Here is a 21934-nt window from a genome sequence, read left to right on the forward strand (position 1 = left end):
CTGCCACACCAGGTGGGAGAGTAGGTCGCCGCCTTCCTCAAGGCCCTTCACAAAAGTGAAGGGCCTTTTTTTGTTTTTATGCATTATCTTTAGTGAAAACAAAACCAACCATGCGGAAATCTCAACTAACCCTTTATTTTTTACTTATCACATTTTGTGTGTTTTCCCAAGAAAGCCATTTAAAAGCTCTGGTAGGAGGAACATTGATTGATGGGTACGGCTCAGAACCCATCAAAAATAGTGTAATCCTTATTGAAGGCGAACGTATTAAGGCTGTAGGAACAGTGGAAACTCTTCCTATACCGGAGAATGCAAAAATCATATCCACAGAAGGAATGAGCGTACTGCCAGGTCTTTGGGATATGCATGTGCATACTATGATCAATGGTCATGCCGACTACGCCTACTGGGACAAAACCTATCCTCCTTTGCTCAAAGATGTTATCATGCCGGCTTCTGCACACCAATTGTTGTTGGCGGGTGTGACCAGCGCCCGAGATTTGGGAGCGCCGTTGGAAGAAAGTATTGCTGTGAGGGATGCCATCAATTCAGGAAAAATACCAGGGGCGACTTTATACGTTTCCGGACCTTTTATCCAACATGAACCGTATCCAGGAACGGAGGATTTTAGATGGGGCGTCAATGGTCCTGAGGACGGTCGAAAAAAAATAAGGAAATTGGCCAATGCTGGAGTAGATGTCATCAAACTGATTGACCATGACCAAATGACCATGGAAGAGCTGAATGCTGTTGTGGACGAAGCACACAAACATAACCTAAAGGTTGTGGCACATGGACATCGACCTGAAGAAATCCGTAGGGGGTTGCAAGTAGGGGTAGATTGTTTTGAACATACAGGATTATCATCTGCGCCAAGTTATCCGGATGATATCATAAAGATGATTGAGGAGCGTACTGCCCAAATGAACAAAGGTCCTCTGTTTTGGTGTCCGACCGTGGAAGGACTATATAATTATGAATATTTGCGGGACCATCAAGAGGTACTGGACAATGATTCATGGCATTTGGGATTACCGGATTCGGTCATCACCGACATCAAAAACAGTTTTAAACATCCCGATAGACTTCCTTATTTTCAATTAACGCCTTCGCGAAGACCAACTTTACAGACCAAAGTACAACAATTATTGGATGCCGGTGTGGTGTTATTGATCGGCACAGATAGTGGAATTCCAATGAAGTTTCATAGCCAATCCACATGGAATGAGCTTGATGTTTGGGTAAACGAGTTTGGGATTGATCCTATGTATGCCATTCGGTCTGCTACGTATTGGCCTGCCCTTTGGATGGGAGTGGCGGACGAGGTAGGAACGGTGACACCAGGTAAATATGCCGATATTATTGCTGTAAAAGGTGATGTGTTGCGATATATTAACCTGCTTCAAGATGTGGATTTAGTGGTGAAACATGGTAAACAGTATAAATAGCTTTTCTTGACATTTAAATCACGTTCAGTCTTACTTGAGGAGAAATTAAATGCCTACTCCCATGCTGTTGGAATTGTATTTGCTGTCATAGGGGGAGTGGTTTTATTTAAAAACTATTTGGGCAACATCCCTTTTATGAAGGTAAGCATCATTACCTATACTTCATCTTTGATTTTGTTGTTCACCGCCTCCACCATTTATCATGCGGTGGAAAATCCCAAACTCAAAAGACGGCTAAGGATTCTAGATCATATCAGTATTTACTACTTGATTGCTGGCACCTATACCCCTGTGTGTCTTACAGTGCTTTTGCCCTCAAAAGGATGGTTGTTGTTTTATTTGGTGTGGGGCATTGCGTTGTTCGGAACAGTGCTTAAAATATTTTTTACAGGAAGATTTGAAGCATTTTCTTTAGTGCTATATGGTGTGATGGGCTGGCTTATCGTAATAGACCTACCTTATTTATTGGAGCATATGTCAACCGCAGGATTGTTCTATCTTTCGCTAGGAGGTGTTTTTTATACGATTGGAATCATATTTTATGCTGTAAAAAAAATACCGTACAATCATTTGATATGGCATTTTTTTGTGCTAGGAGGAGCAATTTCACATTGGTACTTAATACTTGAAATATTAAATTAAATGGATTCTAATCAAATAGCCAATAAAAGTAGTCATAGGAATCGCTGGTAGCCAATGGATTTCTATTGAATACACTTTCTATTCTAGGGGATGCCAAATGAGGAGATTTATTATCTTTTATCACTTTTTGTAAGTAATCGTCATAATTAGAAATACCTTCATATTTTTTGATATCCACTTGTTGAATGAAGAGGGCTTTCTCCACAAAATGGGTATAAAAATCCCATGACTTTATGGTCTCAGGTAATTCTGGAATTTTAACCGAACTTGTTTCAGCACTGTTGAAAATTATGTTCCAATCGTACGGAACAAAATTTTCATCTCCATGATTATCTATTCCAAGTTCAATTTTTCCCAATATATCACCTGAACTGGATTTGTTTATGGTAATTTCTCTATTGGTTTCAACCCAATCAACCGTCCATTCTGGAACAGTGAATGACTCGATTACTGATCCAAAACTTGTAAGCTGGTAACCTTGAGTTGAGGGTTGATAATTGCGTAGTTTGATTTTAGTAGCGTAGGATTTAAAGTCATCATTATAATTATATCCAATGCCATTTGGACCTACTTCCCAATAGCTTATTGAATTTTCATCCATTAGATGATAATTATCACCTATAAACTCTTCTTCATTTAAATAGCCCAAAATTTGCAAATGAAGTTGGTAATTACTCGATGGGAGGTTGTAAGCTTGTACGAATCTTTGTTCGATACCCGCTGTGGTAAAGTTTCGTTTATCTAAAACGGTATTATCATCTATCGGAGCTGGTATCCATGTATATTGGTAAGGTTGTGTATCAGAATCTAATATTATAAAGTAGTAATTCTCCATTTCATATGCCGGACAAGTGGAACAATCCATATTATAGAATTGGAATCTATTTGAATCATCCCAAACCAAATTACCTTGATATTTAGTACTTGCAGCCCTTACTGCATGTCTGTCATCCGTAGTAAAACCACTAGCTTGATAATATTCATAGCTGTGCTCCAATATCGGTTTATAGTCTAGATTGATGATAGGAAGTACATTGATGTCAATATCTGAAATAGAATAAAATCTTGCGAAATCATTATTATAGCTAGGACTGTTTAACGCGAAGGTTAACATCATTTTATCCTCCGGTTCCAAATCCAAGGCAGTTCTAAAAACAATCTGTTGCTCATCTTGTGAAACTATGGACTCATCCAATAGGGAGCCATCCAGTTTGGAAAGAAAAAGTATTACTTCAAGATTATTTTGAAAATAATTGGCTGGAATGTTTACTTCGAGCAAACGTCTTAGAATAGTTACTGGGATTTCTAACTCGGTAGTATTCAATAGTGCATCTTTTGCAATAATTTTGAATGTGCCAGGTCCAGTTGGATACTGATTCGGGTCAAAATCCAACAACTCAACTATACCTTCTGTAGACGCGGTGAATTCAACAGCTGCGGTTAATATTTCTATATCTGTAAGTAAAATCTCAATATGGGTTACCGTTGAGTACTCATCTGTTAGAGAAGTAGATAGTACGATGGGTTTATCTAAAATTTGATTGGCTTCGATGGAATTTAAATCAATCACTGGACCTGTATTATCAGAAATGAAAGGAACTTCAAAAAGAGCAATATTGTCCGCTAAGTCTCGTGCTACAATCTTAAGTGTGTTTGCTCCGTCTGTTAGACCTGATGTTTGCAAGTTAAAACTAAAACTGTCGGTATCAAGTTCTTGATACAGTTGGTTGTTGAGATAGATTTCAACGGATTCCAAACCTTGGTTTTCTTCAATATCAAAGGTAACTTCATTTAAGTCGCCCCCAATGATAGTATTCTCCGAAATGGAAATATTGGAGATGACAGGAATCTCATTATCGATGTTGATTACTTGTTCCTTGGAAGTCTCATTTCCGGAAGTGTCGGTAGCTAAGATTTTAAGCACATAATCCTGGAATTTTGATGTTCCAGCTGTTTTGGAGGCAAAGCCCGAAATATCAATTGTTATTTGATAGGGCGCGGTAGTGTCTTCCCCAACTTTTTCTCCATTGATAAATGCTTCCACTTTTGCTATTCCTCTTTCGTCTTCTGCATCAACATTAATTTGAATTTGACTGCTGACCACCACGGTTTGGGAGTTTTCGGAATCAGGTACGCCTGCAATGGTAAAATCAACTGTAGGTGCTACAGTATCAGGTTCTGAATTGGGGTCATCAGAATCTGATGAACAAGAAAACAACAAGAGTGCGTAAAAAAGTATGAGATAATTTAGGTTGGTTAATTTCATTGTGGCAATTTAAACGAACCTAAATCTAAACCTTTTCTATTTGATTGAATAACTTCAACCTGTAAAGGGTGGGGAAATTCGTTAAAAAGTAGGTAAGACTATATGTGTTGTTTTAAACCAAATAGGCAATCCCTATTCCTAAAATGATTACGAGAACTTTACGAAGATTAAAGGAATGGCCCTGGGAACTTTCAAACAGGATAATGGTGGATATGTGGAAAAACACCCCAATGGCCAAGGCCGTCAATAAATGCCCATAATTGGCTATCCAAGGCGAGGTGGAGATATAACTGCCCAAAGGGGTCATCAATGAAAAAGAGGCGATGAACAATAGGGTAGTGGCCAACTTCATTTTTGAATTGATCAAAAATATACTCAAAATGATGGCTATCGGAATCTTGTGAATGATGATTCCGTAAAGAATGGAATCGTTATCATGTATGGGAACCCCCTCAACCAAAGCATGTATGGACAAACTCAAAAATAGCAACGTAGGGAATTTGTTTTCTTCCAAATGGACGTGCATATGCCCATGTTCTGCTCCTTTGGAGAAAAACTCCAAAAATACCTGCAGCAATATTCCTCCCAAAATATAAAGTGCAATGGTCTTGGGATTATCATGCGCATAAACATCGGGCAATAGTTCAAAAAACGTTAAGGACAATAGGAATGCACCACTAAAGGCCAACAAGAGCTTAATGTTGTCGTTGTTCTTGGGTTTTGAGAACCAAACAAAAGCAAAACCTGCCCAAACGGCCAAAATGGGAATAATATAAATGATGCTGGAAGGAAAATTCATGCTCTAAATCAAGGGAGCAAAAATAGTCTATTTTTGTTGAAAGAAATTACAGGATCATGTCAGGAAATTTTAAGATGATGGCCAAAACCCTTTACGGATTCGAGCCGATTTTGGCGAAGGAACTACGTAATCTGGGTGCTGGCCATGTGGAAGAAGGGGTTCGTAACGTAACTTTTGAAGGGGATACCGGCTTTATGTACAAGGCCAACCTGTGTCTTAGAACGGCATTGAAAGTTTTTAAACCTATCAAGACCTTTCAGGTTTTTAACGAGAAAGATCTTTATAGGCATATTTATGACCTGGATTGGCCAGGTTATTTTGATATAGAGAAAACCTTTGCCATTGACAGTATTGCCAATACAGAGGTTTTTGACAATTCCATGTTTGTTTCCCTCAAGGCAAAAGATGCCATTGTGGACAAATTTAGGGACTTGGTAAGGGATAGGCCCAATGTGAAGACCCAGGACCCGGATGTGCGAATCAATATCCATATTTATAAAAATACCTGTACGGTTTCATTGGATAGTTCGGGAAACTCGCTTCATCAACGTGGGTACCGTATTTTGACCAACATTGCTCCGATTAACGAGGTCTTGGCGGCAGGTCTTTTGCTTCAGAGCGGATGGGACGGTCAAACCGATTTTTTTGACCCTATGTGCGGAAGTGGAACTTTTTTGATTGAGGCCGCCATGATTGCCTGCAATATTCCAGCGAACATCAACCGGGAGTCCTATGCATTTATGCATTGGAAGGATTATGATTCTGAGCTGCACCACAAAATCGTGGACACCAGCCTGAAAAAAGTCCGGGAATTCCATTATAAAATTATAGGTCATGATAAAGCGCCATCTGCGGTAAGGAAGTGCCAAGAGAATATAGAGCATGCAAACTTAATGGAGTATATTACGGTGGACCGGAAGGATTTTTTCAGGACCGATAAACCAGTGACCGGAAAATTGCACATGGTATTCAATCCCCCTTATGGTGAACGTTTGCCTATAGAAATGGAGGCGTTTTACGGTAAAATAGGAGATACCTTAAAACAGTGTTACCCGGGAACGGAGGCATGGTTGATTACTTCCAACCTTGAGGCATTAAAGCACGTAGGGCTAAAACCATCCAGAAAAATAAAGGCCTTTAATGGAAAATTGGAGGCCAGATTGGTGAAATATGATATTTATGAGGGCAGTAAGAAAACCAAGGTTCACAATAACAATTAGTGATATTTATAACAAACTAGAGGTGGATTGCCAAAAAATGATTTGGCGCAAAGCAAAATAAATGTTTAGATTTGGACGTGTTTTTAAAACACAACTAACTAACTCAACCAAATTTTGATAAAGGAGTCCCTAGCGGGGCTCCTTTTATTTTTCGGACCATATAGCGAGCTCGTTTCCCGATGGGTCCGCAAAATGGAACCTTTTGCCTCCAGGAAATTCGAAGATTTCTTTTACGATTTTACCACCTGCAGCAAGTACTTTTTCTTTGATTTCAACGAGATTGTCATGATGCAACACGACCAGTACACCATTTACAATCGGTTCGGTGGTCAGTTCAAAACCGCCATCAACACCATTTTTGGAAAATGAAGTGTAGTTGGGGCCATAATCGGTGAAGACCCATCCAAAGGCTTCCTTATAAAATTTCTTGGTTTGCCCTATATCGGTGGTCTTGAATTCGATGTAATCTATAGGTGTCTTCATTCTATTGGCCTTTTTCTTCTTTCTTTTTCTTGTCCTTTTTATAAAGAGGAATAAAATAGCTGATGGAGTAATTGTAGTTCACCCCAAAATTACTGCCGTCGGTGACCTTGTTGAACCCGGGAATCCAAAGGTTTGGAAATTGTTCATCTTCCTTGTTTGTGATAAGATACCCCAAACGTGCGCTCATTCCCACGAAGATATTGGCAAATAGCTCCACTTTGGCCCCCACCACAAACTCCAACCAAGAAGCGGAAAGGCCACTAAACTCCCGATTGGGATTTTCACCGGGCAGAAAATCCGGATTAAAGAACTGACTGGTTTCATAAAGGCTGTAATCGTTCAATGTTTGGCTAAAACTTGCCACTGCATAGCGACCACCTATGGTAATGGCATTGTTCATCCCATACCAGTTCTCATAGGTGTTCATATCCACCCCGGCCTTTATATAGCTACCAGAGGTTTCATAATCATATAGGACCGTATTGTTAAGATTTTCGTCCTGTCTTTTGGTCTCGTTGCCAATTTCTGCTGCCAAGTATAGTTTATGGGTAAGCCGGTAGTCCCCAACCAGTTCAAGTCCTGTGTAATCTTCGTCAGCAAAGGAAAGTATCAGTTTACTAATGTCGGCCCCAACACGAAGACCATATCTCTCCTTGTAGACCACGGTGTCTTTTTGCGAAAGATCTATGGGTTCACCTTGCGCTTGCGCTATAATGGGCAGTAGTCCAAGGAAGATACTAATGAAATATTTTGACATGGATGTTATTGCTATTTTCTACGTTAGATTTGACCACGTTAATATCTTGAATCCAGTTTTCCTCACTTTCCGGTACGGTAACGGATATATTATTGTAATTGGCCACAAAACCACAGGCTCTCGAAACAAAAGCTTCACCAAGTTCGTAGGTGATGGTCAACGTATCAATATTTCCAGTTTCCTGATCGGTCTCGTCATTATCCGCTGAACCCGAAATGATGGCATAGGTGGTAGTGGTCGCATTGCTTCTTAAAGGAACGCGCAGCGAATCGGGCGAATTTGAACGATCGGTGAAAGAGTCGTTGGTCAGGATGCTATCTATATCAATGTTTCTGATGCGGATGGAAGAAACCCTTTTGGCCACGGTGGTGTCGTTAATGTCAAAAAAACCGATCACTAAAAGCGGGGTGTCACCATCAACGCAGATATCGTCCTTTTCGCAAGAGGAAACATACCCCAGTATTGTAATGATAAGTAGGATGGGAATTATTTTTCTCATTCAGGTTATTTGTGGATTTTGGTTCAAAAATTATACCCGTTTTTTCAAAAGTACAACATTTTCAACGTGGTGCGTTTGCGGGAACATATCAACGGGCTGCACCTTTACAATTTCGTATAGTTCTTTCATAAGGGACAAATCTCTCGCCTGGGTGGCACTGTTGCAGCTCACGTACACAATTTTTGGCGGTGCCACTTGCAGCAGTTGCTCCACCACTTGTTTGTGCATGCCATCCCTTGGAGGGTCGGTGATAATGACATCGGGCCGACCGTTTTTGGCAATAAAATCGTCATTGAACACATTTTTCATGTCTCCCACATAAAATTCCACGTTGGAAATATCGTTGTGCCGCGCGTTTGCCTTGGCATCTTCAATGGCTTCCGGTACCGATTCCACGCCAACCACTTTTTTTGCATTTTTTGAGACAAATTGTGCTATGGTGCCCGTTCCGGTATATAGATCATAGACCAATTCGTTCCCGGCAAGACCGGCAAAATCGCGTGCGACCTTATAAAGTTCATAGGCCTGCTCGGAATTGGTTTGGTAAAAGGATTTTGCATTGATCTTGAACTGAAGCCCTTCCATCTCCTCAAAAATATGGTCGCGGCCAGAATAACAGACCACCTCTTGGTCGTAAATGGTATCGTTGCCTTTGGGATTGATCACGTATAGCAGGGAGGTAATTTCAGGAAATGTTTCCTTCAGATGCCCCAGCAATAACTCTCGGCTCGTAGCATCATCTGCAAAGAACTGAATAAGCACCATAATTTCTCCCGTGGACGATGTACGAATCATCAAGGTTCGTAAAAGCCCTTCCTGTTTTCTTGGGTTAAAAAAGGCAAGGCCGTTTTTGTTGGCAAAATTTTTCACTTCCAACCTGATTGCATTGGATGGGTCCTGCTGTAGGTGACATTTTTTAATGTCCAAGATCTTATCCCACATTCCGGGTATATGAAAGCCCAGTGCATTTCTATCTTCAATCTCCTCTTCCGAATTGATTTCACGTTGCGTCAACCAACGGCTATCAGAAAACGAGAATTCCATTTTGTTCCTGTAAAAATATTGCTTTTTGGAACCAAGAATCGATGATGTTTCGGGAAGTTCCAAATGGCCAATGCGCTTTAAATTGTTCTCTACTTCTTTTTGCTTAAAGTGGAGCTGGTGCTCATACCCCATGTTTTGCCATTTGCAACCTCCACAGGTTCCAAAGTGTTCGCATACCGGCTCTGTTCTTTTATCGGAAAGCGTGTGAAAATCGGTGGCAACACCCTCATAATAAGCTTTTCGTTTTTTCGTGGTCATTACGTCCACGACATCGCCGGGCACTGCATTGGTCAAAAAAATGACCCTTCCGTCCGGGGTCTTGCCCACGGATTTCCCCTTTGCACCTGCATCGACTACCTCAACGTTTTCGAACGTTTTTCTTCTTCTGTTTTTACGCATGCCGCAAAAGTAAGTTCTTTTTGCTATTTCGTGGAAAACCACTTCTTAAATTGCGTTTAAACTTTTGGTGTGATTGACTGTAATGAGCGTTGGAAAAATTATATTTTCAGCAATAAATTTGTAATTTGCGGGCACTCCAAGGGATGATTTCTCTCCCACGCTGCTTTTTCGCCCCGATTGCTATCGGGACTTCGAAAGAAAAAAGGTACAGTAGGAATGGTTATTTTATCAATTTTAATCATTTAATGAAATGGCTGTTTTAGAGCATTTAACGTCGCAGCAAGCGATAGATTTGGAAAACAAGTACGGAGCACACAACTATCACCCGCTACCCGTGGTTTTGAGCAAGGGCGAGGGGGTTTACGTGTGGGACGTGGAAGGAAAAAAATATTATGATTTTCTTTCGGCTTATTCCGCAGTAAACCAAGGGCATTGCCATCCCAAGATTGTTGGTGCCATGATAGATCAGGCACGGAACCTTACTTTGACTTCCCGTGCTTTTTATAATGATATGTTGGGGAAGTACGAGAAATATGTGACGGAAACCTTTGGTTTTGATAAGCTATTGCCCATGAATACCGGGGCAGAGGCGGTAGAAACTGCCTTAAAGATCTGTAGAAGATGGGCGTACGAAAAGAAGGGCATTCCTGAGAACCAAGCCAAAGTGATTGTTTGTGAAAATAATTTTCATGGAAGGACCACCACTATTATTTCCTTTTCCAATGATGAAGTGGCAAGGGAAAATTATGGGCCGTATACCGAAGGGTTCGTGAGGATTGAATACGATAATCTTATTGCTTTGGAAAAGGCACTGGAAAGCAATCCGCACGTAGCAGGTTTCTTGGTGGAACCCATTCAGGGCGAAGCCGGGGTCTATGTGCCCTCCGAAGGGTATTTGAAAAAGGCCAAGGCCCTTTGCGAAAAATACAATGTACTTTTTATCGCAGATGAAGTGCAGACGGGCGTGGCCCGAACCGGTAGGCTTTTGGCCACCTGTGGCAATTGCTCTTGCGAGGATAAAAATTGCAGTGGTACACCCGAGGTTAAACCGGACATTCTTATCTTGGGAAAGGCACTTTCAGGAGGAGTATATCCCGTTTCCGGTGTTTTGGCAGATGATGAGATCATGGAAGTGATCACCCCCGGTAGCCATGGGAGCACTTTTGGTGGGAACCCTGTTGCCGCGGCGGTGAGTACTGCGGCCCTTGAGGTGGTCAAAGAAGAAAATTTGGCCCAGAATGCCTATGAATTGGGTGAATTGTTCCGGGAAGAACTCAACAAGTTTATCCCTACCTGCGATTTGGTGGTGAAGGTCCGCGGCAAGGGATTGTTGAACGCCATTGTGATCAATGATTCCGAAGAGAGTTCTACGGCCTGGGATATTTGCATGGCACTGAAGGAAAACGGACTGCTGGCAAAGCCTACCCATGGTAACATTATCCGATTTGCACCGCCTTTGGTAATGAACCGGGAACAATTGATGGATTGCGTATCCATTATCATCAAGACCTTAAAGGAATTTCAGAAATAAAAGTTCGGACCTTATTATTGATTCAACCAGAAGGTCCCGAAAAATAAAAGGCGGGCAAAGATTTCTTTGCCCGCCTTTTTTATGATAACTAAATGTTGTTACAGGAATTTGTAGCCCAATCCAACGGTCAAGTAATTGCCCTTAACTTTCACATCTTCACTACCGGTATAGGAGTTGTTCACTTGGAACGTGTACCTAGCTTCGATAAAAAAGTCTTCGTCGATGTCGTAGCCTAGTCCACCTGCAATGTCGAATTCAACGCTGCTAAAATCTTCGGGTGTTTCTTCAAGCGAGAAAACCAATTGTGGACCAACCTGAATATTGAACTTTTCAGAAATAGCGAATTTTCCTAGAATGGGAAGAAGCAAACCGTCCGATTCATCGATAACACCGTAAAGCAGTTCTGGTTGGATACTGAAATTTTCAGACACACCAAAGTCAGCTACAGCGCCTACATAGAACCCGGACTCCGAAGCGGAAACACTGATTCCCTCAGCTTTAACGCTACCCCTTACATTCAGGAAACCGGCTGTGGCCCCAAAACGAACATCTTGAGCTTGGGTAGAACAAACAAATACAAATGTCGCAACAATTGATAGAAAACTATTGTACCCTTGTTGCAATTTTGACCCGGCTATATTTCTTCCTTGGATTCAATGGACATTTCGCAGCCATAAGTGTCCGCGAAAAAGTTGTCCAGATCATCGGCCTTTAAGGCAAGATTCTTTAGATTTTCCTTGATGGTTTCGGCGTGATCGGTGAAAATATCAGAAAGGTGTGCCCTATACGAAAGATAGATTTGGTTTTGGTGGATACCTAAATAATAGGGTTCCACATTCTTCTCCAGCAAATGGGTCAAGAGTTCCTGAATGTTTTGTTTTGGCAAATTGTTCATGGGTGATGTCGCTACCAAATAATCGCGTTTGAACACAAAAATCCTGATAAGCGCACTACCTTGGTGAAACTGCCAAAAATCCCTGCCAGCTCTTCCCAACACTGGGTCAATCCCAAGGTCGGTGAGGGCGCTTTCCACAAATTGGGCAAAATGGCTTTTCTCAAATTCCTCCCAAATCGATATATCCATGTTGTTGCCACAATTGCTACAGAATTCGGATTCTTGATCGGTATAGTTATCGCAGGAATTGCACTTTACATTGTAGTGTACGGTATTTTGCAGAACGGCAAAATCATTAAGTTCCTTTATCAGGTCCGTATGTTTGATCCCAAACCCGACATTATCGGCATTGTTGAATTTGGAAGTGGTCACACCAACAAGCACTCCAGCTTCGTTCAACATGGGGCCACCGGAGTTGCCCGGGTTCACTGCGGCATCCGTTTGGATATAGTTTCTACTGCCCATGGGCTGGCTCACGGATGACACGATGCCCTCGGTAATGGTGTAGGGCATACCAAAGGGATAGCCATTTATAAAAATTCTCTGGGTATTGGCAATTACGATTTCTTCCTGTAATGTGATATCCGCCTGGGTGTTCTCAAACCCATCTATGCTCAAAAAGGCGAGGTCCACTTCTGGATTCACCATAACCACCTTTGCCACGAACCTATCTTTTTTATAGTCTTCCACGGCCACCGTTTTATCCCCTTTGATTACATGGTAATTGGTGATGATATGATTGTGGCCATCTACGGTAAAACCACTTCCTGTACCGGAAGCCGTAACGATTTTGAATACTGATTTCCTTATATTTTCCACTTGATTGTATGTTTTTTATTAACTGAATAATTTTGCAAAAAGGCTTTTTTTAGCAGGCTTTCCGGAATGGGCACCACTGATCTTACCCTCTAAAAAGCTCTGATAGGTATGCAGCAACATGGGCTTGGCCTCATGCATTTCTTTCCCGGAAACCTTTTCAAGAACATCGTAGATGGCATTCTTTTGATGCTCTTCCAAGTTGTAGTCATAAATCAATTTTAGAAGAGAGTACTGCAGATAGTAACAGAGCATCATATTGTTATTGTCCTTAATGTAGGTGTTCACATATTTCTCCATGTTCTGGGCATAATTCTGTACTATTTCTGTGGAGCTCCGCCATTTTAAGGAAATCAGTGTCTCAGCATGATAGATGTTCTCAAAAAACTCTTCTTTCGGTTTTTCAAGAAGTTTTTGCATAAAGTTTACGCCTTTGTCTATCCTGTGGTTAAAATCGATTTGCCCATTGAACAAGTTGGCCACATATTCTTCTAGTTTGGTCCGTAAGGAACCGTGTACGCATGGGATGTTTGCAATTTTCAATAAGGAGACCACGATAATGTCCCACTGAAAATCATCCCATCTTTTTTCTTTGAAAAATAGGCTGAAGTTGTTGTAGTCCTCCAAAATTTCACTGATCTGCTGCCAAACTTTTTCTTTTTCCTCCTCCGTTAGGGGCGTCACTTTTGGTTCTTGGTAAAAATCTGCCTTGTACTTGTCTATGAATTCATCATCATAATTATCCGCATATACACTGATTTCACGCAATAGATCATAGACCTTGTAGGGTTGGCACAGGGCTATTGGTGTTTCATATTCAAACCAAAGCGTATCCTGTTTGAGATGAATCTGTGTCAAAGTCAATGGATTAAAGTTGATTTCGGCCACCCTTCGGAACAGCGCAACTTTGTTGGTCTGTTCGGTAATTTTCACAAAAGGTGCCGTAATGGTAAAAGTGTCCTTTGTGATGGAAATATGGATTTCCGCCGAACCCTGTCCTTGGACAATTTGGATATCTCCTTCGGTGGAGCAATTTTCCAGAACATTGGAGTTGATGTAATTGATGGTTTCGATCAGGGCGGTCCGATAATCTTTGGCATCATAGGCATCCATTGCCTTGGTCCAGTAAGAAACATCCATACGTGGGTCGTCCTTACTAACAATAGGTCTTTGAAACCTAGGTAGTACGTTTTTCATAGATTCGTAGGTTAATAAATTACAATTCAGATATAAACGAGGCTGAGGTGCTGTTTCTGAAGAGGTTGTGATGAAACAGCCGGACTAATATCGTCTTTTTTTTAAAAAAACGATGAAAAAAATTAAGAAGATGTGATTTCTGAGAATCGGGTCCTTTGTTAGAGGACAGCTGCTTCCATGAGCCGCAATTGTTTTTTATGAGCGTTAAAAGATGCTTCCACCCCAACGGGAATAGTAGCGTTTTGTGGAATGTGACCAAAGCTCATACCATAAACTGCGGGGACACCCAATCGGGAAATTCGGTCCGTGATGACTTCTTTGAGTGTAAAGTTTTCCGTTGTTCTTTTGCGATCACAGCCTTTGCAGACACCGAAGATTACCCCTCTAGCGTTTAAAAAACTCTCCACATTGAGGAGTTGGGTGAGCATACGGTCCATTCGGTATGGAGCCTCTTCCACATCTTCCAGAAAAACGAGTTTATCGGTAAAATCGATTTCATAGGGAGTGCCTACCATGGCGGTAACCAAGGAGAGACTTCCTCCTACAAGTTCGCCCTGTGCAATTCCCGGGGTTATGGTATATCGGTAGTATTCGCTGTTGCGGTATTGCTTTGGATCCTTGAGAATGGCATTTTTTATAACAAGCGATTCCTGGGGTTCCATCAACACCTTTTTAAAGTAGGATTGACTGTACTCGTCGTCAATGGTGCTGCCCACAGGTCCATGAAAGCCTACCAGTCCTGTTTTTTTATAGATGGCGTTGAGCAATGCCGTAATGTCACTAAAGCCGATCAAGGCTTTCGGGTTGTTTTCAATGATCTCGTAATCCAATAGATCCAGGATACGTGTGCAGCCATAACCGCCCCTTGCGCAAAGAACGGCATCTATATCGGGGTTGGCGAACATTTCGTTTACATCCTTTGCCCGTTCTTCGTCGGTATTGCTAAAATAGCCGTAATTGCCTTTTATGCGATCGGTATGATAGGTTTTGAACCCCATTTTTTCCAATGCTTCCAATGCGAGATAAAGCGTTTCCGGCTTTATGGCAAAACCAGGTGCTACCAGACCAATAGTGTCCCCAAGCTTTATTTTCTTTGGCTTTATCTTGGTCTTGTTCTGCGCAGTAGGCAGGTTTCCCCAGCTTCTTTGGTGTAATAGGGTGGCCGCGCCAAGCGCTGTTGCCGATTTTATAAAGCTTCTTCTTTTGGACATTTTCTTCGAATTATGCAAAGCAGGGATAAAAATGCGCAAAATTTAGAAGAAAATCATTAACTAATCACTGTTTCTTTCCTCGCGGCGTAGTTGTCTCTGGATTTTTCTGATGGCCGATTCAATGGATTTTTCAGGTTCAATAATGTTGTATTCGCCCCAAAAGTCAGGGTCGGAAAACCCAGAGGCCTCATCACTCAGGATGATGGATTTTTTAATTCTTTCCCGATATCTCGGTTTGTCGCCATCCATATTTTTCTCCCAGTCCGTAATGGCCATCTCCGCCGTCATACTGTATTGTGAATTGAACCATTTATCGTTCCAATCCACTTTAAACTCCATAAAAACACTGCTGTATCCATAGAACCACTTTCCGTCTTTTTCCCTGTAATCCACACGGTAAGAAACTTCTGTGGGCCAAACATCCACTTTGGCCGGTTTTTTTCTGACAAAGAGCTGTGCTGCCATGTTCCTATCTGTAATGTTCAACGAGAAAATGGCACCGGTCAATATTTTCTTTTCTACATCAATAAAGAGTTCCCCACGATAAAGAGGTTCGGCAATACCTTCGTATTGATCGAACCTGATCACATAGATCAATCTATCGTTGGTTCTTGTGGAACGATCAAAAGAGAATTTATAGTTGGCCAGGGATTCTTCGGAAAATATGTACTCCGGATACTTCATCATATCCACATACAACGTATTGTAGGGACCGCCCTGAAGTTTTAGGGCCACTGTGTCCAATTTGCTGTAGTCCGTGCTTTTTCTGGCTTTGTAAAGTTCTACGGCATCATCCCTTGTGGAGCTGTACGGAGTCTTGTAAACACTTACCACCGCCTCTGCCAAGGAAACATTCTTTCTGCGTTTTTTGATGGTCTCCCGGTAAAAAGCGGTCATTAGGGCCGGATCTTCAAAATAGTTTTGGTCACGGTTCTTCAAGGTTTCCTTTACCAGTGCCAATGCATCTTTTGGGGCATTGATGTTTATTTCGGAAAGTTGGGTAATGGATACCTCCAGCGAAATTTTATTGCCTTCGGGCTGTAGGCTCGCAAGTGGAATGGCCTTGGTCCTATACCCCAAGAAAGAGACCATAACATTTCTGTCCGTATAGTTTTTTGGCACCTTTAAAAGAAAGTTGCCCTCGGTGTTGGTAATGGTGCTGATATTGGTGCCTTCCACAGTAAGGGTGGCAAAAACCAAAGGTTTGTTGCTTGATTCTTCCGTGACTTCACCACTATACTGATCAAAGTCTACGCTAACATCGTCTTCTTGTTGGAGTGCCAGAGATTCTCCCGGCCACAACATGGACAAGGCACATATTGTGAACAACGCAAATGCCTTAGATCTTAAATTTACAATCAGTGAAGAGGTTCTCAGTTTCATATCCGCAATTTTTCTTTATTATTATTAATAAATATACAAAAACGGGATATAAGAACATACAATATGCTAGTTAAAAAAAGCAATAATTGTCTTTAAATCAGGCAGAAGGATGTTTAGTCAACCATAAAAAGCGCATTGGCAAAAAATAGCTTCCCATTTTCCCAAAATCCACGGAAAAGAGGATTGTCCACCATATATATCACTTGGCCACGCCCGTAGTTTTCTGTTCCGAAAATCAATGACCCAGAAATCTTCTTGAGCGCCTCGGTACCGGCAAAGCCTGAAAATGGTTTTGCGTTTTCTTCCAAATAAGCGGCGTTTCCGTTTTCTAGGTATTCATAGGCACTACTTCCCAATTTTAACGAGAAATAATCCGCACCATACCCGTAGGCCAATGGATTGGTATTGTCCACCTTGGTTTTGAAGATAGCACCTGTAATGGCACCTTTGATCCGTTCCCTTTCCCAATCCTTGTAGGGCTGGGGGGTGTTTTCACTGGAATCCTTTTCCAATTTCTTTTTTTCTATTCCAAAGCCTTTTTCACCGTCAAGAGCATCGATGGAACCGCCCATGGCAATGATCTTTCCTCCTTTTCTTACCCAGTCCTTGAGCTCGCCCAGTTGGTCCTCATTAAAATGGTTTCCGTATCGGCCATCGGGCAAAACAAGAATGTTGTATTCGTTCAAATCCACCCTATTGGCATACTCATCATCGATTACCGTGAGGGGATAATGCAACTGCTGCTCAAAAAAGTGCCATATTTCCCCAAACCGAAGGGTCGAAGTAGGACCTCCCGACAATACTGCAATTTTGGGTTTGGTGATCATTTGAATGGAAGAAGATCCAAAGTCCTTTCCAGAATCCACAAAACCGGTACTTGTAGCGGTGATATCTTTTTCAAATTGGGTCGCCAAGGTTTGAAGCGTTTTAATGAACCCTTCTTCATGTTCGTTATCACCTTTGGTAATAATCAAAGTGCCACGGTCAAATGATTTTCCTTCTATACTGAACGGATGGTCTGCTTTTCGAACACGAATGCCTTCCTTGAGCAAAGCTGCCAAAAAGCGGGCATCATCCATACTGTTCCAATCGGTGAGGTAAGCATAACTTCCGGGATCAATACTGGAGGAGCCCATTCTTTGCTGTGACTCCTGACCAGTTATGGGAGAGGTGGACGCTATTGCATCCAGCCCATAAGCATAGGGTAAGGACCAAGCAGTGATGTCATAAGTGAGCGAATCCGAAAGTTTTGCATTGGGCTCGAACAAAACTTTGACCAAGGTACCTTTGGGTTGGTCGGTGGAGACAACCATACCATTTTCTTTAATGGACAGGCTGCCCGTATTTCCAGTGCTATAGTCATGGCCTTTGTAAGAACCGCTCGCAAGGTCACCGTATTTTATGTTATGTTTTTCCAGTAGCGATTTCAGGGCCTTCAATTTGTCCTTGTCGCCCCGTAGCACATAGCTTTTATACTTGAAATTTTTGTTTTCATGGAATTTCCTGAATTCTTCGTTCAATTTTTCCGCATTTTGAGAGGAAACTTCCACCGTGGAAATCCCTGTTGTAAAATGGTGTGCAATCCTGTCCTTCAAGGTCAGTGTGTCGCCAATATCCGTGATTATTCCCAGTCCGGCCCTTCCGCTGCCGCCTTGCTCGTAGGTCATTCCAATGGAGCCGTTATAAATGGGATAGGTATCACCATAGCTGGGATAAAGAAGATCAAAAACTTCTTTGGTGAAGTAAAACCAGCCATTCGCATCAAAATATTTTGCATGGTTTCTACCCAAGGTCACTTGGAAATTTCTTTGAAAATCAGTGATCACTTCGTGATAGGGCTCTGCGGCAGGAGCAAAATAATAGGGGTTGTTCACTCCCTGCTCGTGAAAGTCCACATGGATATGAGGAAGCCACTGATTGAACATTTTAAGCCTCTGTTGGCTTTCTACCTGTGTAAGCCACGCCCAGTCGCGGTTTAGGTCGAACATATAGTGGTTACTGCGCCCGCTCCACCAACCTTCGTGGTGCTCCTTGCTATTGGGGTCCACTTGGTAAGGTGTGTTCTTATATTGGTTGTACCAGTTACTATATCGGTCCCGCCCATCCGGATTGATACATGGATCCATGATCACAACGGTATTTTCCAGGTACGAGCTCTTTTGGGTCAAGAGTTCATAAATCGTCTTCATGGAGGCCTCGGTGCTCACGCTCTCGTTGCCATGCACGTTGTAGCTCAACCAAACGATGGCTTTTGAGGAATTTCCCGCTCCTTGGGTATCCTTTAAATGCTCTTGTCTGATGGTTTCCAAGTTGGCCAAATTTTCCGCGGACGACACGTATGCCAGTATCAATGGCCTGCGCTCGTTGGTTTTCCCATACACCGTAAGCTTTACCCTATCCGGGGCCGATTCGGCCAAATATTCGTAATAATCCACAACTTCATGATGACGGGTGAACTGGGTTCCAAGTTCGTAGCCCAAGAATTCAGAAGGGGACTTAAGTTGCTGTGCAGAAAGGGAAATCGATGCTAAAACAATGAGGGAAAATAAAAATTTGGTCATGCTAAGGTTAATTGGTTTAACCAAATCTAATAATAAATTGAAGCAGAATCCTAATTTTATTGGGGTTGCCAACTTAAATTTGTGAAAAATTCAATTAACGTATTTTTAGGCTGAGAAAAAAAGAAGAGACTTATCTTTGAAAACCTCATTACAGATTTAATGGAAGTAGAATGTATACCTTTTAAGGACACCGGTTATTTTTCCCAACTTATTTGCGATTATATTGACCAAAAAGAAGTGCTGGCCCCTTTTTTTAACCGATTTCCGCTACCCGAAAATTTTACGGCACAGATTTCCGAGAAGGCGGTAAACTATCCAAAATCCAACAGGGCAGTGCTCGTAAGCTCCTTAAAAAGACAATACCAAGGCATTGAGGTAAGCGGCACTACACAAAAGAACATCGACGCGCTATCGGCGGAAAATACCTTCACTGTAACCACAGGGCATCAATTGAATTTGTTCACAGGGCCATTGTATTTCCTCTATAAAATTGTTTCCACGATCAATCTTTCCAAAAAACTCCAAAAAGAACATCCTAAAAATCATTTTGTGCCGGTTTATTGGATGGCGACGGAGGATCACGATTTTGAAGAAATCAATTTTTTCAATCTCCATGGCAAAAAGGTCCATTGGAACCGGAGAGCAGCCGGTGCGGTGGGTAGACTTTCCACAGATGGGCTGGATGATGTGTTCGAGATTTTCTCGGCAGAATTGGGTAATTTGGGATTGACGGAGGAATTAAAAAAGCTGTTCAAAAACGCATATTTGGAACATGAAACCTTGACGGAAGCAACCCGTTACCTTGCCAACGAGTTGTTTAAAGATCAAGGTTTGGTAATTGTTGATGGTGATGATAAGGATTTGAAGGAACTTTTGATCCCTTATGCCAAAAAAGACATTTTGGACCACACGCCCAATGAAAAAATAATGGAGACGATAGGTGCATTGGAGAAGGTTTCCTCCGATTACAACATTCAGGTAAACCCTAGGGAAATCAATTATTTTTATTTGAAGGATGGCATACGGGAACGAATTATAAAGAAAAAGGGAAAATTCCATGTGATCAATACCCATATTGATTTTTCGGAGGAAGAACTTTTAGATGAGTTGTCCGCACACCCCGAAAGATTTTCGCCTAATGTGGTGGCACGTCCCCTGTACCAAGAAGTGATCTTGCCCAACCTCTGCTATATTGGAGGAGGAGGGGAGCTGGCTTATTGGTTGGAGCTAAAATCCTATTTTGATGAGGTCGGAATCACATTTCCTATGCTGATGTTACGGAATTCAGCTTTGCTGATAACCGAAAAGCAGTCCGAAAAAGTGGAAAAAATGGGATTGAAGGTTTCTCATTTATTCATGAAGCAGCATTCGCTCATCAATAAAAAAATCAGGGACATCTCCAATATTGACATTGATTTTTCGCCCCAAAAAAAGCTGCTGGAAGAACAGTTCCAGCACATGTACGAACTCGCGGAACAAACCGATAAGAGTTTCTTGGGCGCGGTAAAGGCGCAAGAGGTAAAACAGAAGAAAGGTCTGGATGCTCTTGAAAAGCGCCTGTTAAAAGCCCAAAAACGAAAATTGCGGGACCATGTGGTGCGGTTGACAGATCTTCAAAACGAATTGTTCCCCAACCAGTCGCTGCAAGAAAGACAGCTTAACTTTTCAGAAATGTATTTGGAAATGGGCGACACTTTGATTCCTTTGTTATTGGAAAAATTGGATCCATTCTCGGATCAGTTTACCATTTTAAGGCGTCGTTAAATAGCTATTCCCTGCCACTGAATATTCTTCGTTCAGAAAAAAAATAAAATCCAGGTAGGGTATTTTTTCTTCCGGTTGTTATATACATGAAAATTGCTATGAAAAAGTAAACTTTTTGAGTTGGTTAACTCATATGTTTAGGTTGGTTTTGATTTTATTGAAAAGCCCCGGAGTGGTTCCCGGGGCTTTTTGCTTTTTAGAGTCAAACAATTTTAGAACAGTTCCTTAAAGTAAGATTTGACCTCGAACAGCGTCGCCTCCTTCATGGTGTTGAACCGAATATCCGCGTGTCCTACCCGTTCTTCTGGACCAATGCCCACACTATGGAATTTTCCGGCTTTGGCGGCATCGATTCCTTTTTCGGCATCTTCAAAAACAATACAGTTTTGCGGTTGCAGCCCCAGTTTTTCCGAAGCATACAGAAAAATATCGGGAGCGGGCTTGCTCTTGGAAACACTGTTTCCATCCCCGATCACATCAAAATAATGAGTGGCCTTGAGCTGTTGCAAAACCTTATGGGCATTCTTGCTTGCACTTCCCAGCGCCACGCTGAATCCTTCCGAACGTAAATGAGTCAAAAGCTCCCTGGCACCAGGCAAATAATCATTGGGTGTCATACTGTCCAAACTTTCCACGTAGATGTCGTTTTTTTTCGTGGCCAGTTCAACGATGGTTTCCCTGTCGAGGGATACCCCATTGTGATCCATGATCACTTTTATGGAATCCATTCTCGAAATTCCCCTCAACGATTCATTCAGGTCGCGATCAAAATGCCAGCCCATTTCATCCGATAACTTTTTCCAAGCCTCATAGTGAAGTTCGGCGGTATCCGTAATTACACCGTCCAAATCAAAAATAAAACCCTTGATCATGGTTTGTGTTGTTTTAAAGCAAAGAAATAAGGAAAAAACCTAAGAAAAAAATTATATAAGGGTTTGATTTTTCATAGAAAAATGTAAGATTCACCCAAAATGAAGGGCTTGTTGATAACCCGTTGGAATAACTACGTGGAAAAACTT

The 21934-nt window shown here is 41.8% G+C and carries 18 protein-coding genes; 5 read left to right on the forward strand and 13 right to left on the reverse strand.

Annotated elements, in window-relative coordinates; all coding sequences use genetic code 11:
• Window positions 1-110: 110 nt before the first annotated feature.
• Both SD449_RS17390 and trhA read left to right on the forward strand, forming a co-directional pair.
• Window positions 111-1448 (forward strand): amidohydrolase family protein, encoded by a 1338-nt coding sequence (locus SD449_RS17390; protein WP_318312390.1) that lies wholly within the window; start codon window positions 111-113, stop codon window positions 1446-1448.
• 6 nt (window positions 1449-1454) lie between these two features.
• Entirely contained in the window at window positions 1455-2090 is a 636-nt protein-coding gene (gene trhA / locus SD449_RS17395) for a PAQR family membrane homeostasis protein TrhA (protein ID WP_318312391.1), read from the forward strand.
• Window positions 2091-2097: 7 nt separating this feature from the next.
• Here the strand turns inward: trhA and SD449_RS17400 are convergent, their stop codons facing one another.
• Window positions 2098-4356: an Ig-like domain-containing protein gene (locus SD449_RS17400; protein WP_318312392.1), complete on the reverse strand. Its 2259-nt coding sequence runs from the start codon at window positions 4354-4356 to the stop codon at window positions 2098-2100.
• Window positions 4357-4468: 112 nt separating this feature from the next.
• Window positions 4469-5155, reverse strand: a complete 687-nt coding sequence (locus SD449_RS17405; protein ID WP_318312394.1) for a ZIP family metal transporter — start codon at window positions 5153-5155, stop codon at window positions 4469-4471.
• A gap of 56 nt (window positions 5156-5211) precedes the next feature.
• Here SD449_RS17405 and SD449_RS17410 point away from each other — a divergent pair, with 56 nt between their 5' ends.
• On the forward strand, window positions 5212-6375 hold the full coding sequence (locus tag SD449_RS17410; RefSeq protein ID WP_318312396.1) for a THUMP domain-containing class I SAM-dependent RNA methyltransferase: 1164 nt from the start codon (window positions 5212-5214) through the stop codon (window positions 6373-6375).
• A gap of 144 nt (window positions 6376-6519) precedes the next feature.
• On the opposite strand, the gene SD449_RS17415 is transcribed toward SD449_RS17410, so the two are convergent.
• From SD449_RS17415 to rlmD, 4 genes are read right to left on the reverse strand one after another with little or no spacing between them, the layout of a single operon-like run.
• On the reverse strand, window positions 6520-6858 hold the full coding sequence (locus tag SD449_RS17415) for a VOC family protein (protein ID WP_318312398.1): 339 nt from the start codon (window positions 6856-6858) through the stop codon (window positions 6520-6522).
• A gap of 1 nt (window position 6859) precedes the next feature.
• Window positions 6860-7615 (reverse strand): DUF6048 family protein, encoded by a 756-nt coding sequence (locus tag SD449_RS17420; RefSeq protein ID WP_318312400.1) that lies wholly within the window; start codon window positions 7613-7615, stop codon window positions 6860-6862.
• Complete coding sequence (locus SD449_RS17425; RefSeq protein WP_318312401.1) at window positions 7596-8114, reverse strand: DUF6452 family protein; 519 nt, start codon at window positions 8112-8114, stop codon at window positions 7596-7598. Before SD449_RS17425 ends, SD449_RS17420 begins: the two co-directional genes overlap by 20 nt.
• A gap of 30 nt (window positions 8115-8144) precedes the next feature.
• Window positions 8145-9557, reverse strand: coding sequence for a 23S rRNA (uracil(1939)-C(5))-methyltransferase RlmD (gene rlmD, locus SD449_RS17430; protein ID WP_318312403.1), 1413 nt, complete (start codon window positions 9555-9557; stop codon window positions 8145-8147).
• A 250-nt stretch (window positions 9558-9807) separates the two neighbouring features.
• On the opposite strand from rlmD, the gene rocD reads away from it, so the two are divergent.
• A complete protein-coding gene (gene rocD / locus SD449_RS17435) occupies window positions 9808-11088 on the forward strand; it encodes an ornithine--oxo-acid transaminase (protein WP_318312404.1) in 1281 nt (426 codons plus the stop codon).
• A 98-nt stretch (window positions 11089-11186) separates the two neighbouring features.
• Here the strand turns inward: rocD and SD449_RS17440 are convergent, their stop codons facing one another.
• The 6 genes from SD449_RS17440 to SD449_RS17465 all read right to left on the reverse strand — a co-directional run bounded on the left by SD449_RS17440 (window position 11187) and on the right by SD449_RS17465 (window position 19151).
• Window positions 11187-11711 (reverse strand): porin family protein, encoded by a 525-nt coding sequence (locus tag SD449_RS17440; RefSeq protein WP_318312405.1) that lies wholly within the window; start codon window positions 11709-11711, stop codon window positions 11187-11189.
• 11 nt (window positions 11712-11722) lie between these two features.
• The gene (locus SD449_RS17445) at window positions 11723-12802 is read right to left on the reverse strand and encodes a trypsin-like peptidase domain-containing protein (protein ID WP_318312406.1); all 1080 of its coding nucleotides are present in this window, start codon (window positions 12800-12802) and stop codon (window positions 11723-11725) included.
• Window positions 12803-12820: 18 nt separating this feature from the next.
• On the reverse strand, window positions 12821-13996 hold the full coding sequence (locus SD449_RS17450; RefSeq protein ID WP_318312408.1) for a type III secretion system chaperone family protein: 1176 nt from the start codon (window positions 13994-13996) through the stop codon (window positions 12821-12823).
• A gap of 158 nt (window positions 13997-14154) precedes the next feature.
• The gene (locus SD449_RS17455) at window positions 14155-15207 is read right to left on the reverse strand and encodes a S66 peptidase family protein (RefSeq protein ID WP_318312410.1); all 1053 of its coding nucleotides are present in this window, start codon (window positions 15205-15207) and stop codon (window positions 14155-14157) included.
• 60 nt (window positions 15208-15267) lie between these two features.
• On the reverse strand, window positions 15268-16590 hold the full coding sequence (locus SD449_RS17460; protein ID WP_318312412.1) for a carboxypeptidase-like regulatory domain-containing protein: 1323 nt from the start codon (window positions 16588-16590) through the stop codon (window positions 15268-15270).
• Between the two features lie 113 nt (window positions 16591-16703).
• A complete protein-coding gene (locus SD449_RS17465) occupies window positions 16704-19151 on the reverse strand; it encodes a M14 family metallopeptidase (protein ID WP_318312413.1) in 2448 nt (815 codons plus the stop codon).
• A 159-nt stretch (window positions 19152-19310) separates the two neighbouring features.
• Here SD449_RS17465 and bshC point away from each other — a divergent pair, with 159 nt between their 5' ends.
• Window positions 19311-20915 (forward strand): bacillithiol biosynthesis cysteine-adding enzyme BshC, encoded by a 1605-nt coding sequence (bshC, locus tag SD449_RS17470; RefSeq protein ID WP_318312414.1) that lies wholly within the window; start codon window positions 19311-19313, stop codon window positions 20913-20915.
• Window positions 20916-21127: 212 nt separating this feature from the next.
• Here bshC and pgmB read toward each other — a convergent pair whose 3' ends face one another.
• The gene (pgmB, locus tag SD449_RS17475) at window positions 21128-21787 is read right to left on the reverse strand and encodes a beta-phosphoglucomutase (RefSeq protein ID WP_318312416.1); all 660 of its coding nucleotides are present in this window, start codon (window positions 21785-21787) and stop codon (window positions 21128-21130) included.
• Window positions 21788-21934 lie beyond the last annotated feature (147 nt).

The organism is Flagellimonas crocea (genome assembly GCF_033441595.1).
Taxonomy (GTDB): Bacteria; Bacteroidota; Bacteroidia; order Flavobacteriales; family Flavobacteriaceae; genus Flagellimonas; species Flagellimonas crocea.